Source organism: Klebsiella sp. R390, from assembly GCF_051131745.1.
Taxonomy (GTDB): Bacteria; Pseudomonadota; Gammaproteobacteria; order Enterobacterales; family Enterobacteriaceae; genus Klebsiella.
This window is the reverse complement of sequence record NZ_CP180445.1, coordinates 532900-547289: the sequence shown is the minus strand read 5'-3', so window position 1 is coordinate 547289 and position 14390 is coordinate 532900. Positions and strand designations below refer to the sequence as shown.

The following is a 14390-nucleotide window of genomic DNA, read 5'->3' as shown; positions in this document are numbered from 1 at the left end:
TTTCCGCACATTTGCGTCATTTTAGTTAATGCGTATTATTCTCATTCTCTCTTCGGCCCTCCGGTTAAGGCAGTCACTTACCGGGATCCCGTTATCCATCGATGGAGTTAAGAATGAAATTGTTTTTCAGCCCGCGTCAGGTTCCCCTTGCCGCTGCGATCGTTGCCGCCATTAGCCTGACGGCTTGCCAGGCACCGGCCAAAAAAGCAGAAGTGCCTGCCGCCGTAGTGAAGCCAGTCAATACGCAGTTGACTCAGCGTGTACTGGGGGATGGCCTGTATGAACTGGCCTATTCTCCTGCAGAGAAGGCGTTGTATGTCGCCAGTGCTCAGGGCTTTAAAAACGTCAATGGCGGTATGATTTACCGCCTCGACCCCGCGACTCTGGAGACTCAGGCTGAAACCCACACCGATCTGAAAAACTTTGGTATGGCGATGACAGACGACGGTCGCATCTTCTACACCACCAATTCACTGGACGGCGGCGTGTCGCAAGTTGATGCGCAGAGTGGCAAGGTGCAGAAACGCCTGATGCTGGGGGGCAAGAAAGACAAAGGTGGCGACGTGCCAGGTGCACGTGAAATGCTGCTGCTGGGGGACGAGTTGTTCGTGGGTCGCGTAGCCGATCCTGGATTTATCTCGGTGGTGGATACCAAAACGTTCACCTTGAAAACGACCATCAAGAATGCCGGTAAATGGGTAACGGGCTTGATTTACTCCCCGGTCACCGAACGCGTTTATGCCGCTAATGGTGCGGGTGAAATTTTGGTCATTAACCCACGGACCTACAAAATTGAACAGCGCTGGACGGCAGGTGATGGGAAGGAATATCTGTTCCTGAATATGGCGGAAGATCCGTCTACGGGTCGCCTGTTCGTCACCGACGACTCTAAAGGCAAGGCCACTCTGGTCTTCGACGAACACACTGGCAAAGTAATTAAACGTCTTCCGGGCGATGCGCTGGGTATTAAGTTCAACAGTAAACGTAATGAGATCTACATATCTCAGCGCGAGTCGAAGAAAGTGCTGCAGCTTGATGCTACCACTTATGCTGTGAAAAACAGCTGGTCCTTCGACACCAACCCGAACAGCCTGCTGGTCTCGGCGGATGGTCAAACGCTGTATGTCTCGCTGAAGCAGGCATTTAATGAAGATAGCTCCACACAGGGCAAAGATAGCGTGGCGCGCATTGCGCTTAAGTAAGCGCGACCGAGCGTAGCAGCGCATTGAATTGCGCTGCTTGCGCTAAAACTGCGATCGTACCCCTGGTTTCGTCTCAGGGGTCGTTGATTCAGTTGAAATTACCAGTTTTCCAGCACTCGCCGGCGAACGTCTTCTGGATAACCTTGCTCAAATGATGCATGCAGATGCCGGGTGGCCTGGAGTGTATCAAACACCACTTTGGCTCCTTTACCTGCGACATACTCTTCTTCTTCATAGCACTGCGGCAGACGAATGACGCGTTGATCATCGAACACCACGCGGTGCCCAACCGGGTGGACGCGGGTTGAGAGTGCCCATACCACTTCCCGGAGGTTGGTCGGGTCGAAATCATCGTCCACCACGTAGACTTTTGGAATGAAGACCATCGCGTCGGTACGGAACAGCACGTCGCCGATACGCTGGGACAGCTCGTGACTGGTGACCCCAGGCAAGCGTTCATGCCAGTCCTGCGGTACCACCACCAGCAGCCAGTGCACCGTGGAGTCTTCCGGGATCCAGGCGGTTTTGATCGGTAGCCCGGCGTCACGCAGATGTGTTAACGCGTCGGCGGCAAGACCCATCGCCCACAGGGTATGAGACTCATCCGTCGGGCGGCCGGTAATGGACATTGGCCAGATGGGATCGTCCCGATGGGTGATGGTCTCCACGTGGAAGGTTGGCTGCGCCGATGACCCTTCGCCCAGATAACCGCCATATTCACCATATGGGCCTTCCTGACAATCCCGGTGGATGGAGACGTGCCCTTCGATAACAATTTCCGCCGTGGCAGGCACGTCCAGATCAATACTGACGGCTTTCACGACGGGAACCGGTGCGCCAGCCAGCGTGCCAATATAATCGGCTTCGTCAGCATGCGCCGGGATCGGAATGCCCGAGACGCAGGAGATGGCTGGAGCAGGCCCCTGAACCAGCGCATACGGCATTGGTTTGCCTGCGTTTACCCACTCGGTCCAGATCTGCCCGATATGCTGGCTGGGCACAATCAACCCCACCATGCGCTTGCCGTCAACCTTCATCACCCGCGCGATCGACCAGTTAATCCACTTGCCGTCCAGCGATTTAACAATCAGCGTGCCCCAGGTGTTGGCATAGCGGCCGCCGTCTTTATCATGGGCAAATGGGATGGGGAAGCTATCCAGCGTGGCATTATCTCCGCGCAAAATGTTTTGCTGGCAAGGCGCGGCAGCAGAATCAACACGCACGGGTGGAATGCCGGGCTGGCTGCGTGCCGCCGAGAGCGCCTCAATAATTTCTGGCCCGGTAGATCCTGGAGCCAGCCCTAAAGACATGGCGACGCGGGCATAAGGCATATCGGCACGTGAGGAGAGACTGGCCGGGGCGCCAAACAGGCGAAAACCGGGAGCAACGCCCGCCACCTTATGGAACAGGGGTGCCGGAGACTGGATTTCATAACTGCGGCGGGTGATGGCACTGGGTTCGAAATCGCCGTCAACTTCGCGGGTGACATGCATGATGTCGCCCATGTCATCAAGCGCATCAATAAAGCTTCTTAAATCATCATAATACTTCATGCGGCACTCCTCAGGCCGAAGGGGAAGACGAGTGGGGCTGGCCCCAGCGTTTTGTTAAATCGTTATCGAGGCCAAACTGATCCAGAATGCGCGACACGCAGTGATTGATGATGTCATCAGTGGTGGCTGGTTTGTTGTAAAAGGCGGGCATCGGCGGCAGCATCACGGCGCCCATGCGCGTCAGGGCGAGCATGTTCTCCAGATGGATGGCGTTAAGCGGCGATTCGCGCGGTACCAGCACCAGTTTGCGTTGCTCTTTGAGCGTGACGTCCGCTGCCCGGGCAATCAGTCCGTCGCCGTAGCCGCAGCGGATAGCGGCCAGCGTTTTCATGCTGCAGGGGACCACAATCATGCCATCGACGCGAAAAGAGCCGCTGGAGATGGCCGCTGCCTGATCGTGTTCACTGTAAGTCTTCGAGGCGAGAGCGATAACGTCCTGTACACTGTAGGGCGTTTCAAGTTGAATCGTGGCACGTGCCCATTTGGAAATGATCAGATGCGTTTCAACGTCGAGCTCCTTGAGCGCGGCCAGGACGCGAATACCAATTGCAGCGCCGGTAGCGCCAGTCATGCCTACGACAAGCTTCATGAGGGTTCCTTTTCATCGAACCTTTGAGTTATAGTTTGAGTTCAAACTGTTTGCGTTCGAACTATAGTTTTATCGTTTTCAGGAGTCAATACAGCCGATGTCAGAAAATCACGATCTCATTGTTGCCGCGCCGCTCTGGCCACACGGCGACAGTTCGCTAATGCATTTGATGCGTCGGGCAGGGCAGCACTCATCGATGTGCTGGACACAGTGCGTCGATACCGGGTTATCTGCGGTGCAGTACGCCATACTGGTGGTATTAGCCGAAGAGACCACCTGCGATCAGCAAACGCTGGGCAACCGGGCGGGGTTTGATAAAGCGACCGGCACCTACGTGATCGACCGTATGACCAAAAGCGGGTTGCTGGATGTGCAGATCGATCCGCAAAATCGCCGCCGCAAGCTGGTGAGAATGACCGCGAGCGGCGAAGCGATGCTTGCACAGATGATTGAGCAGGCGAAAAGCGCGGAAAAGATGATTACGGCAGGGCTGGATGCGCAGGATATCAGCGATCTGAAACGTCTGCTGAGCAAGCTGGGTGGACTGAAGGAGCATGATCAATGCCTTTGACCCACGTTGAGCCGAAACCAGATTTGACCATCGGTTTTTTGCTGATGCGTCAGTTTACCCTGGCATCCGTTGCCGGGCTGGTGGAGTCTTTGCGTTTTGCCGCGGATGAATCCTTCTCCAGCCGGCAGATTTTTTGCCGCTGGGAGTGGATGACCTGCGACGATGGGCCGGTAACGGCCAGCTGCGGGCTGCCTGTCTCGCCGACGGCAAAGCTGGATTTCACGAAAGCGTGGGACTACTTCGTGGTGGCGGGTGGCTTGCTCGAAGAGACGCGCAGTTCGCCAGAATGGTTATTGCAGGCGCTGCGCGAACTGCATGCGCGAAACATACCTATCATCACCCTGTGCAGCGGGGCGTTTGTGGCGGGAAACGCGGGACTGCTGGACGGGCGTCGCTGCGCTATCCACTTCACGACCCGCGATGAATTCCGGATGCGCTTTCCAAAAGCGATTCCGGTGATCGACAAGACTTACATCAAAGACGGCGGGATTATCTCTTGTCCCGGCGGCACGGCCATTGACCTCGCGGCGGATCTCATCCGTCAGCACTGTGGGGTAGTGCGCTCCCAAAAAGTGCTTAAATATCTGCTGGTCGATAACGCCACGCAGCCCACCGCCAGGGCCCGGCACAACGCTCCGCTCAACGCGCCGGACGTCTATGAAAATGAGCTGATCGGCAAGGTGATTGGGTTTATGCAGCATCACCTTGATTCGCCGATCCCGCTGGGGGAGGTCGCGGATTTTGCAGGTATCACCTTCCGCCAGCTAAACCTGATGTTTACCCGCTGTACCGGCCATTCGGCGGCGGTGTACTGGCGCAGCATGCGCCTCGAACATGCGCGTAAGCTGATGGCGGATTCGAGTAACAGCATCAATGCCATTGCGACCGCTAGCGGATTTTCGGACGCCTCACATCTGATTTCATGGTTCCGTAAGCAGTATGGCGAAACGCCGAGCGCATTTCGTAAGCGGCGCAGGGAAGTTGAAAAACTGGTGAAGAAATAGAAAAGGGCTGCATCGTGCAGCCCTTTGTGACTCAGAGGCTCTGCCGTTTTGGCATCGTTGCCTGCATAGTCATCTTTTCACGCGGACGATCGTCATCCAGCGAGGAAGCATCTTCCAGGCTGCGGGCGTTGGTCTCCGGCGCCAGGAACCACGACACCACCAGGCCAAAGAAGGTGATTGCCGCGGCGATATACATCGTTGGGCCGATGCCAATACTCTGCAGAGAAACCGGCACCAGCCAGGTACCGATCGCGGCGCCAATTCGCGACAGCGATGTGCCTACGCCCACCGCACCGGCGCGTATCTCCGTGGGGAAAATTTCGTTTGGATAGACCAGCTGCAACACCTGTGCACCGCCAATAAACAGCGCGTACAGCCCGAACATCAGCAGGATCGCCGCAGACGGCCCATCGCGCAGCAAACCTAACAGCAGCAGCGCCAATCCCGACCACAGGAAGCTATGCAGCAAGAGTTTACGACGCCCCAGGGTATTCACCAGGCGGGTGGCAATGATGCAGCCCACCACGAACAGCAGGGTGATGGCTACAGACCCGTAGGAGGCCCAGCCGCCGGTCAGGTGCAGCGCATCCAGCACCTTCGGTGCAAACGCGTAGACAGCAAACACCGGAATGACGGAGCAGGTCCAGAAGATCGTGACAAACGCCATACGCTTGCCGTAGCCGGAGTGGAGCAGGTTGGCGAAAGAGAGATTTTTACTTTCAGCCTGCGCAGGTAAGTTGTCCAGGCCAAACTCAGGGCCGTAAACGCGGCGAATAACCGCTTCGGCCTCGGCGTGCCGGCCTTTACTGATCAGCCAGCGCGGGGACTCCGGGGTGCCCATGCGCACAATGAACAGCAGAACGCCAATGACGGCGGTGCTGGCGAGGGTCAGGCGCCAGGCATCAGGTCCGCCAAAATTCAGCAGCGCTTCACCGATCAGATAAGCTGCAGCTGCACCAGCGAACCACAAGATGGTCAGCGTAGCGAGGCACGGCCCGCGGTTTTTCTTCGGCAGAAACTCCACCAGGAAGGCGGTGGCGACCGGGTATTCAATCCCCACGGCAACCCCGTTCATAAAGCGCAGGGCAAACAGCATTTCGCCACTTTGTACCCAGTATTGTGCCACGGAGCAGACGACGAACAGCGTCGGGCCAACGAAATAGAGAACGCGACGTCCAAGGCGGTCAGTCAAAGCACCGCCAATAAAGCCACCAAAGAAGATGCCGATCAACGCCGAAGCGGCAATCAGACCTTCCCAGAAAGCGCTGAGACCCAGGGCAGGGGAGACTTTCATCATGGCAATGCCGATGATGCTCAGCACATAGCCATCAACAAAGGATCCCCCGCCTGAACGCACGGTCAGCAACCGATGGAAGCGGTTAAGTGGAACGTCTTCTACAGAAATAGTATTTGACATGGTTACTCCTGTCTTTCCCCGATGACGTTGAATTAACTGTGGTAACAAGCCTTATTGACGATGGCGGCGTATTACAGACACGTGAAACCGGTGCCGTTAATCAAACGATCGCAGAATAAATGTAGGTCAGGTAAAAAAGTTAAAATGTTATCCAGCGCAGAGATAGCGATCTGGAGAAATCAATAAATAGTCATTTGTGATAATTTATGGCAAATACTCCTCCGGTGCAGGATAGTCGGATAAGATGTTTTTTTATTATCGGGTGGTTACTGACTTTCAGTTACTACGGGTTTAATTTTTGGCGCCACGCTGCGGGTAGACCACCAGCAGATTAGCGAGCCCAGGCTCACCATGGCGGTGCCTTGCCAGAACGCAAGGGTCAGCTGTGAATTCAGCATAAATGCGGCCAGTACCGCCGAGATGATCGGGATGAAGTACGAGGCGGCAGCCAGCACGGTCACATTGCCGTGTAAAATCCCGACGTTCCAGGCTGCGTAACCAAAGCCCATCGCGATGGCTGCCAGCACCAGGCTAATCCCCGCGTGCCAGGAAAGCACAAACTCCGGCTGCGGTGATAACAGATATTTCAGCCATAATGTCAGGGCGGTTAAAATAAAGAACAGGGTAATGCCGTTATTGCCGTTGGCGATAATTTTGGTGACCACACAATATATTGCCCAAATTATCGCGCCGCTAAAGGCCAGGCCGTAGCTGAGCGGGTTTTCCATAATGTTGCTGGTCATCTCACTGAACGCGAAGCCTTTATCGCCGCCCAATACCAGGCATATTCCGGCAACAGCTAAAATAACCCCCAGAATAATGAGCGGGCTGGTCTTTTGGCGATTCACAATAACCGCCAGTAAAATGGTCATGCTCGGCCAGAGATAATTAACCATCCCGACCTCGATGGCCTGGCGACCCGAGTGGGTGAACCCTAGTGAGAGCGACAGGCAGAGCTCGTAGCACACAAACAGGATGCTGCCGGCGATCAGGTAGAGCGGCGGGAACTGCCGCAGTTTCGGAAAGCCAATGGTGAACAGTAGCAGAATGGCGCTACAGGTGTAGATCAACGCCGCGCCTCCCACCGGGCCAAAACCCTCACTCACGCTTTTAATCAGCCCAACGATCGCGCTCCACAGGAGGATCGCTATGAGTCCGATGAGCGTCGCTTTCTTCTGGGGCATACCCTGTACCTCTGTTTACATTAAGTTCACAACCGGGTCGTCTGACGTGGCATTCTGTTAATAGCTAGTTAAATCCTGCCTTAAAACTATGCCTCCAGATGAACGCTGTAAATACGTTCTGATGGGCAATTACACCGGAATGTGATCGCTATCTGAAATCATGTAGAAAATAACTACGGCAAAAATGTATTTATAAGTAATTGATAATAAGTAATTAAAATTACACACCCCGTATAAATATCCTACTTTTTGGTATTTACGTTGTATTTTCTGTGTATACAAAAAATATTCAACCATTGACCTCTTTCACAACCACGTGCAAATTTTTAACAAACGCAGCCTGGTGGGCTGCTGAACAGACTGTCATGGTCGTGAATTCCCCCTGGAGGTTATCGTGTTGACATTTGAAGGTATCTACACCCCGGCAATCACCCCTTACGCAGCCGATGGCAGCATTGATTTCACTCGTTTTTCCGAGGTACTGGAGTCGCTGATTGAAGGCCGCGTACACGGCATCATCATTGGTGGTTCGACCGGTGAATACTATGCTCAGACCCCGGAAGAGCGTAAGGCGCTGGCCGGGCACGCACGTCAGGTCATTGGCAACCGTCTGCCGCTGATTGTCGGCACCGGCGCCATCCGCACCGAGGACGCGGTGGATTACGCAAAGCATGCCCGGGAAATCAAAGCCGATGCGATCCTGGTGACCTCTCCGCCCTACGCGTTGCCGACCGAACTTGAAAATGCCCATCATGCGTTGACGGTAGATAAAGCCGCGCAGTTGCCAATCATGCTGTACAACTATCCGGGTCGCATGGGGATCACCATGGGGGAGACCTACTTCCGTGAAGTGAGCCGCTCGTCCAACATCGTGGCTATCAAAGAGAGCTCTGGAGATTTCAATAATCTGCACCTGCTGGCCTGCAAGTTCCCGAACATTGCGCTCTCCTGCGGCTGGGACGACCAGGCGCTGGAGTTCTTTGCGTGGGGCGCGCGCAGCTGGGTATGTGCCGGCTCCAACTTTATTCCACGTGAACACGTGGCGTTGTATGAAGCCTGCGTGGTGGAAAAAGACTTCGAAAAAGGGCGCAAGATCATGGCTGCCATGATGCCGCTGATGAACTTCCTCGACGGCGGTAAGTTTGTACAGTCCATCCGTTACGGCTGCGAGCTGAACGGTCTGACCTCCGGTCAGGTCCGCGCCCCGCTGCAAAACCTCGATGAAGACGAAAAAGCGCAGCTGAAAGCGGTGATTGCCGATGTGAAACGGAACGTGGCTGCGGTCGCGGTGGTGTAAGGAGGGCACAATGAAACAGCTTCAGACGCTTAATGACATCACGCGCCTTGCGCACGATCTTCCGCTTCCTGACAAAGCGTTTATCAATGGTCGTTTTGCCGCCGCGCGTTCCGGTAACTCGCTGACGACGTACAATCCGGCGACCGGTGAGGCCATCGTCAATATCGCGGCCTGTGATATTGACGACGTTAACGCGGCGGTAAGCGCCGCAAGAACGGCCTTTGAGGCCGGTAGCTGGAGCAAGCTGGCGCCGGGCGAACGTAAGTCCGTGCTGCTTAAGCTGGCGGCACTGATGGAACAGGAACTTGAGTCGCTGGCGGTGCTGGAAAGCCTCGACAGCGGAAAACCGGTTAGCGAGTGTCTGGCCGTGGACGTGCCGGAGACTATCCATGTGCTGAAGTGGCATGCGGAAGCGATCGACAAGCTTTACGATCACACAGCGCCGGTTGGTAACGCCATGGCGCTGGTGGTTCGTGAGCCAATTGGCGTGGTGGGCTGCGTCCTGCCCTGGAACTTCCCGCTGTTGATGCTCGCCTGGAAAATAGGCCCGGCGCTGGCGGCAGGCTGTTCGGTGGTGGTGAAACCGGCTGAGCAGACCTCTCTGACCTCGTTGCGGGTGGCGGAGCTGGCGTTTGCGGCAGGCGTACCGGCGGGCGTGCTGAATATTGTCACCGGTACCGGGCAAGCGGTGGGCGAGCCGATAGGTTTGCATGCCGATATCGATATGGTGAGCTTCACCGGCTCCACGGCAACCGGACGTCGTTTCCTGCATTATGCGGCGGAGTCCAATCTTAAAAAGGTGGTGCTGGAGTGCGGCGGCAAAAATCCGGCGCTGGTCTTTAATGATGCCGATGATATTGCTGCGGTAGCCGGACACGTGCTTAACGGCGCATTCTGGAACATGGGCGAGAACTGTTCTGCCACCTCGCGCCTGCTGGTGCAGGAAGAGGTAAAAGAAGCGCTACTGGCGGAGATGGCGAAGCAGATAGGCGGCTGGACGATGGGCAACCCGCTCGATCCGCACAACCGGCTTGGCACGATGGTCTCCCCGGAACACTTCAGCAAGGTGAGCAGCTACCTCGACACGGCGCGTCAGGAAGGTTTGCGCGTGCTGCATGGCGGCGACACGGAGCAGGGCGCTTACGTGCAGCCGACGGTAATCGACGGCGTAACCCCTGAAAGCGCGCTGTTCAGGGAGGAGATTTTTGGACCGGTGCTGTGCGTGACCACCTTTAAAACCGAAGCCGAAGCCATTGCGCTGGCGAATGACACGCCGTATGGCCTGGCTGCGTCGGTCTATACCAGCAAGCTCAATCGCGCGATCCGTGTATCCCGTGCGATTCGCGCCGGAACGGTGACCGTGAACTGCTTTGGTGAAGGGGATGCCACCACGCCTTTTGGCGGCTATAAGCAGTCCGGCTTTGGCGGGCGTGATAAATCGGTGTTTGCCCTCGATCAGTACACCGAACTGAAGACCATCTGGATTGATGTGGCAGAAGACGACGCCTGAAGCCCTATGAAACGGCCTGGAAGCGAGAATGTCTTTCTGATTCTGTCTGCGGGTGGCGGCGAGCCTTAAGAGAACGCAGGGACGCATCTTCTCTCACCGACAGAACACCGCTTCTTTTCACCGCGCCAGCAGTGAAATGGGCAGAACGTGATCCCGGCGGTGGATAATTTTTGCTGTAACGCCCCTTTATCTGTAGGTTAAGCAGCATAACAGGTTGATATTCAGGAGGCGGTAATGGGAACGGGGAAGGCAGCGCTGTATGAGGATCTCAAGCGGCACATCTTAACGATGGAACTCGATCCGGATGAGCTGCTGGATGAAGCCAGCCTGACTGCGCAATACGGCCTGTCACGCACGCCGGTGCGCGAAGTATTTCAGCGCCTGGCGGGTGAAGGCTATCTTGAGATTGTCGAAAAGCGCGGCGTTCGCGTTATCCCCATGAGCCATGCGACGCTGCGTAACTTTTTCCTGGTGGCGCCGATGATCTACGCGGCCACCGGACGTCTTGCGGTGCAACACTACAAGCCGGCGCAGTTAAAGGCGCTGAAAGAGACGCAAAAGCGCTTTCGCAAAGCGGTGCACAGCCATGATGCAGAAGCGCTGGCGCTGGAGAATAACCGCTTTCACGAAATCATGGGGGAGATGGCGGCCAACCCTTATCTGCAGCCGAGCCTTGGGCGTTTGCTGATTGACCATTGCCGCATAGGTCATACTTTTTTCCGGCCGCGGAATGAGGATATGGAGCGACGTCTGCAGCTTTCTGCCGATCATCACGATGCTTTTATTGCCGCACTGGAGGCGCGCGATGAGCAGGCCGTGGTGGATTTAGTGTTTGAACACTGGGAGCTGTCGCGGGAAAACATGGAGATGTTTATTGCCCCTCAGGGATTGAAAGCCGATGAGCGTGTGCAGTCTCCTGAGTAACCCCGCATAAAGACCAGCCTGCAGGCATCCGCCTGTAGGATTAACAGTACCGGAAAGAGTCATATCGCCGCACGTACGGGGGCTTTTACACGTCTGAATTAACCTTGATTTAACTGGATTTATACTTGTTGTATACATGAGATATACATCACGTATTCATTTTTTTAGCCTGGATAACATAATCCCAGCCTCGCATTTCAAGCGAATAAGCAAACATGACAGCGTACCGGAGTAATTAACGTGCAAAAGATCACCTCTCTTCCTGCCGATGACGCCCTGCCAGGGTGGTATCACACCAGTCCATCGCGCACCCCGCGTCCTGCCCATGTTGGGCAAAAGCATGCGCGTTGGGCAATCGTTGGTGCCGGGTTAACCGGGCTTGCAGCGGCGCGTCAGATGGCGCTTAACTTCCCTGATGATGAAATCGTGTTGATTGAAGCGCAGGAGGTGGGGTTTGGTCCTTCCGGGCGTAACGCGGGTTTTGCTATTGACGTGCCGCATGACATTGGCGCGAAGGACTATATTGGCGATGTGAAAACCGCCAACCTGATACTCAAGCTCAATACTCTGGGGCAGGACTACCTGCGCGCTATCGTGAAGGAACAGGGGATCGCCTGTCAGATGTCCGAGTCCGGAAAATACCAGGCGGCGGTGGGCGAGCAGGGCGTGGCGATTCTGGAGGCCTATCGCCGTGGGCTGGAGAAGATTGGCCGTGACACGCAGATGATTGCAGGCAGAGATCTCCCGGAACATATCGGCACCTCGTACTATAAACAAGCGCTCTATATTCCGGGGACTATTCTGCTCCAGCCATCTGCGCTGGTAAAAGGGCTGGCAAACAGTCTGCCTTCGAACGTGACGCTCTACGAACATACGCCGATCGCTTCCATTGATTACGGCGATAAAATCACGCTGGTACATGATAACGGCTGCATCACCGCAGATAAGCTGATCCTGGCGAATAACGCCTTTGCATCGCACTTTGGCTTCCTGCGCGGACGGCTGTTGCCCACCTTCCTGTACGGCAGTCTGACCCGTCCGCTGACGACCGACGAGCAATCCTTGCTGGGCGGTAAGCCGGTGTGGGGCGTGATCCCGGCTCATCCGTTTGGCAGCACCGTGCGCCGAACGATGGATAACCGAATTCTGATGCGTAATAGCTTTAGCTTCCACCCGGATGGCCGCCCGCGAGAGCATCACCTGAAGAACTTTATTGCCCGGCACCGTAAATCCTTTGAGCGGCGCTTCCCCACGCTTAATCAGGTCGATTTTGAATACTCCTGGAGCGGGGCCATTTGTCTGTCAGAAAATCATGAAGGCTTCTTCGGCCAGCTGGCCCATAACGTCTATGGCGCACTGTGCTGTAACGGCCTCGGGATCACGCGCGGTACGGCCACGGGCAAACTGCTGGCGGATATGATTGCCGGCGAAAACAATGAATTAATTCATTTTCTCAAGTCATCACCAGGGCCAAATAAAACGCCGCCGGAGCCGTTTTTGTCGATTGGCGTCAATTCGGTGTTGAAATGGGGACAATACAGAGCAGGGCTTGAGGTATAGTCTTTACCTCATTGATAACACAATGGTTTATGTGCTAACAGGGTTGCTGAAGCAACCCTGAAACAACATCACAAAAGCACCTGCCAGGTAGATGCTTTTGGCTAACTTATATGCGTTAGACTTTGCCAAGCAGAATATTCAACATCCGGCGTAATGGTTCCGCCGCTCCCCACAATAGCTGATCGCCAACCGTCAGAACCGAGTAGACAGGGTCATTATTTAGCGACATTTTCTTGTAACGGCCAATACCAACCTGAAGCGAACCGCTGATATGAGCCGGAGTCAATTTACTGACACTTTCATCCTTGGTATTGGGCACATAGTTAACCCAGGGGTGGGAATGCGTGACTAATTCTGCAAATTCTTCTTCGGTTACTTCACGCTTGAGCTTCATGGTTATTGCAGCACTATGGCAGCGGATCACGCCGACACGAATACACAAACCATTTACCGGGATCGTACCCGGAGAAAGACCCAGAATTTTGTTCGTTTCTGCCTCACCTTTCCATTCTTCCCGGCTATTACCATCCCCTAAATCGCTGTCTATCCATGGAATGATGCTACCCATTAACGGTGCGCCGAAATGGTGGGTGGGCATGTCAGCACTGTTAATCAGTTCACTGACCTTATTGACTAACGGAAGCACGGAACCTGAAGATGCCAGTTCATCGGAGGTTAAATGCTGACTTATAAATGCGCTTTGAGCGATTAATTCCCTAACATATTGAGCCCCTGCACCAGATGCAGACTGATAGGTCATCACACTCATCCATTCGATTAGGTCAGCTTTTATCAACCCGGCTAGCCCCATTAGACTCAGTGTGATGGAACAGTTGCCACCGACAAAAAGTTTAATTCCCTCTTTGACTGCGCGATCAATAGTGGGGCGATTGACGGGGTCGAGAATAATGCAGGCGTTGTCATCCATCCGTAGCGCTGAGGCTGCGTCAATCCAGTAGCCTTTCCAGCCTTGATTAATCAAAGCAGGGTATATTGCTTTCGTATAATCACCGCCCTGGCAGGTTATGATGATATCCATTTCGGCCAGGGCACTTATGGAATTAGCATCCTTGAGTGTGTAGCTGACGCCGCCAATGACGGGCCCGGCGGCACCGGCACTTGAAGTACTGTAAAAATGTGCAGAAATATGGTCGAAGTCGTTCTCTTCGACCATTCGCTGTAACAAAACAGAACCCACCATGCCTCGCCAACCAACAATGCCAACTTGCTTCATGTGCTTAACCTTCACTAAGTTATGAGAATGTTAATTTTTTCGAGGCACGTTATATCTCATCCCAAAATGAAGGTCATTACGAATTGCACCAGATTCCTTCATTATTAAAATGTTTCATACGGTATCAGCGGTTTTTATAGCGGGTTCGCATAAAAGAATTTTTTAATCATATGATATTAATCAGGAAAATAAATTAAGTCGCTGCTTCACGACATCAGCAATAAAAGGTAGGAATAGGTACGAATGAAATTGGATTCGTGTCTCTCAGATATCCGCTTCTGGCGCTTAACCGATCGCTGCAAAGGTCTGCTTTGAGCGAACAGCGGAAGTTAGCACTAATCTGCC

12 protein-coding genes are annotated in these 14390 nt (G+C 54.5%); 7 read left to right on the top strand and 5 right to left on the bottom strand.

All coding sequences use genetic code 11. The annotated features are described in order from the left end of the window. Positions 1-113 precede the first annotated feature (113 nt). Positions 114-1202 (top strand): YncE family protein, encoded by a 1089-nt coding sequence (locus ACMYSP_RS02505; protein WP_434585395.1) that lies wholly within the window; start codon positions 114-116, stop codon positions 1200-1202. A 98-nt stretch (positions 1203-1300) separates the two neighbouring features. Here the strand turns inward: ACMYSP_RS02505 and ACMYSP_RS02500 are convergent, their stop codons facing one another. Next, a complete protein-coding gene (locus ACMYSP_RS02500; RefSeq protein WP_434585394.1) occupies positions 1301-2755 on the bottom strand; it encodes a UbiD family decarboxylase in 1455 nt (484 codons plus the stop codon). 10 nt (positions 2756-2765) lie between these two features. Continuing rightward, positions 2766-3344, bottom strand: a complete 579-nt coding sequence (locus ACMYSP_RS02495) for a non-oxidative hydroxyarylic acid decarboxylases subunit B (protein WP_434585393.1) — start codon at positions 3342-3344, stop codon at positions 2766-2768. Positions 3345-3441: 97 nt separating this feature from the next. Between ACMYSP_RS02495 and ACMYSP_RS02490 the strand changes: the two genes are divergently transcribed. Then, complete coding sequence (locus ACMYSP_RS02490) at positions 3442-3915, top strand: MarR family winged helix-turn-helix transcriptional regulator (RefSeq protein WP_434585392.1); 474 nt, start codon at positions 3442-3444, stop codon at positions 3913-3915. Then, entirely contained in the window at positions 3906-4919 is a 1014-nt protein-coding gene (locus ACMYSP_RS02485; RefSeq protein WP_434585391.1) for a GlxA family transcriptional regulator, read from the top strand. The genes ACMYSP_RS02490 and ACMYSP_RS02485 overlap by 10 nt, the downstream gene beginning before the upstream one ends. A gap of 31 nt (positions 4920-4950) precedes the next feature. On the opposite strand, the gene ACMYSP_RS02480 is transcribed toward ACMYSP_RS02485, so the two are convergent. Both ACMYSP_RS02480 and yddG read right to left on the bottom strand, forming a co-directional pair. Beyond that, a complete protein-coding gene (locus ACMYSP_RS02480; protein ID WP_434585390.1) occupies positions 4951-6336 on the bottom strand; it encodes an MFS transporter in 1386 nt (461 codons plus the stop codon). A 266-nt stretch (positions 6337-6602) separates the two neighbouring features. Next, entirely contained in the window at positions 6603-7520 is a 918-nt protein-coding gene (yddG, locus tag ACMYSP_RS02475) for an aromatic amino acid DMT transporter YddG (protein ID WP_434585389.1), read from the bottom strand. 394 nt (positions 7521-7914) lie between these two features. Between yddG and ACMYSP_RS02470 the strand changes: the two genes are divergently transcribed. From ACMYSP_RS02470 to ACMYSP_RS02455, 4 genes are all read left to right on the top strand, one after another. Then, positions 7915-8817 carry a dihydrodipicolinate synthase family protein gene (locus tag ACMYSP_RS02470; protein ID WP_434585388.1) on the top strand — a complete coding sequence of 301 codons (903 nt, stop codon included), beginning with the start codon at positions 7915-7917 and terminating at the stop codon, positions 8815-8817. Positions 8818-8827: 10 nt separating this feature from the next. Next, positions 8828-10327, top strand: coding sequence for an aldehyde dehydrogenase (locus tag ACMYSP_RS02465; RefSeq protein ID WP_434585387.1), 1500 nt, complete (start codon positions 8828-8830; stop codon positions 10325-10327). Between the two features lie 234 nt (positions 10328-10561). After that, positions 10562-11251 carry a GntR family transcriptional regulator gene (locus ACMYSP_RS02460; RefSeq protein ID WP_123753905.1) on the top strand — a complete coding sequence of 230 codons (690 nt, stop codon included), beginning with the start codon at positions 10562-10564 and terminating at the stop codon, positions 11249-11251. Positions 11252-11491: 240 nt separating this feature from the next. Further along, positions 11492-12811: an NAD(P)/FAD-dependent oxidoreductase gene (locus ACMYSP_RS02455; protein WP_434585386.1), complete on the top strand. Its 1320-nt coding sequence runs from the start codon at positions 11492-11494 to the stop codon at positions 12809-12811. 115 nt (positions 12812-12926) lie between these two features. Here ACMYSP_RS02455 and asd read toward each other — a convergent pair whose 3' ends face one another. Next, on the bottom strand, positions 12927-14045 hold the full coding sequence (gene asd, locus ACMYSP_RS02450) for an aspartate-semialdehyde dehydrogenase (protein ID WP_434585385.1): 1119 nt from the start codon (positions 14043-14045) through the stop codon (positions 12927-12929). Between the last annotated feature and the right edge of the window lie 345 nt (positions 14046-14390).

Excerpts from the sequence above, each read along its gene's own strand:
- ACMYSP_RS02495 (WP_434585393.1), bottom strand. The coding sequence starts at position 3,344 with ATGAAGCTTGTCGTAGGCATGACTGGCGCTACCGGCGCTGCAATTGGT.
- ACMYSP_RS02480 (WP_434585390.1), bottom strand. The coding sequence starts at position 6,336 with ATGTCAAATACTATTTCTGTAGAAGACGTTCCACTTAACCGCTTCCAT.
- ACMYSP_RS02485 (WP_434585391.1), top strand. The coding sequence starts at position 3,906 with ATGCCTTTGACCCACGTTGAGCCGAAACCAGATTTGACCATCGGTTTT.
- ACMYSP_RS02465 (WP_434585387.1), top strand. The coding sequence starts at position 8,828 with ATGAAACAGCTTCAGACGCTTAATGACATCACGCGCCTTGCGCACGAT.
- ACMYSP_RS02460 (WP_123753905.1), top strand. The coding sequence starts at position 10,562 with ATGGGAACGGGGAAGGCAGCGCTGTATGAGGATCTCAAGCGGCACATC.
- ACMYSP_RS02490 (WP_434585392.1), top strand. The coding sequence starts at position 3,442 with ATGTCAGAAAATCACGATCTCATTGTTGCCGCGCCGCTCTGGCCACAC.
- ACMYSP_RS02500 (WP_434585394.1), bottom strand. The coding sequence starts at position 2,755 with ATGAAGTATTATGATGATTTAAGAAGCTTTATTGATGCGCTTGATGAC.
- yddG (WP_434585389.1), bottom strand. The coding sequence starts at position 7,520 with ATGCCCCAGAAGAAAGCGACGCTCATCGGACTCATAGCGATCCTCCTG.
- ACMYSP_RS02505 (WP_434585395.1), top strand. The coding sequence starts at position 114 with ATGAAATTGTTTTTCAGCCCGCGTCAGGTTCCCCTTGCCGCTGCGATC.
- asd (WP_434585385.1), bottom strand. The coding sequence starts at position 14,045 with ATGAAGCAAGTTGGCATTGTTGGTTGGCGAGGCATGGTGGGTTCTGTT.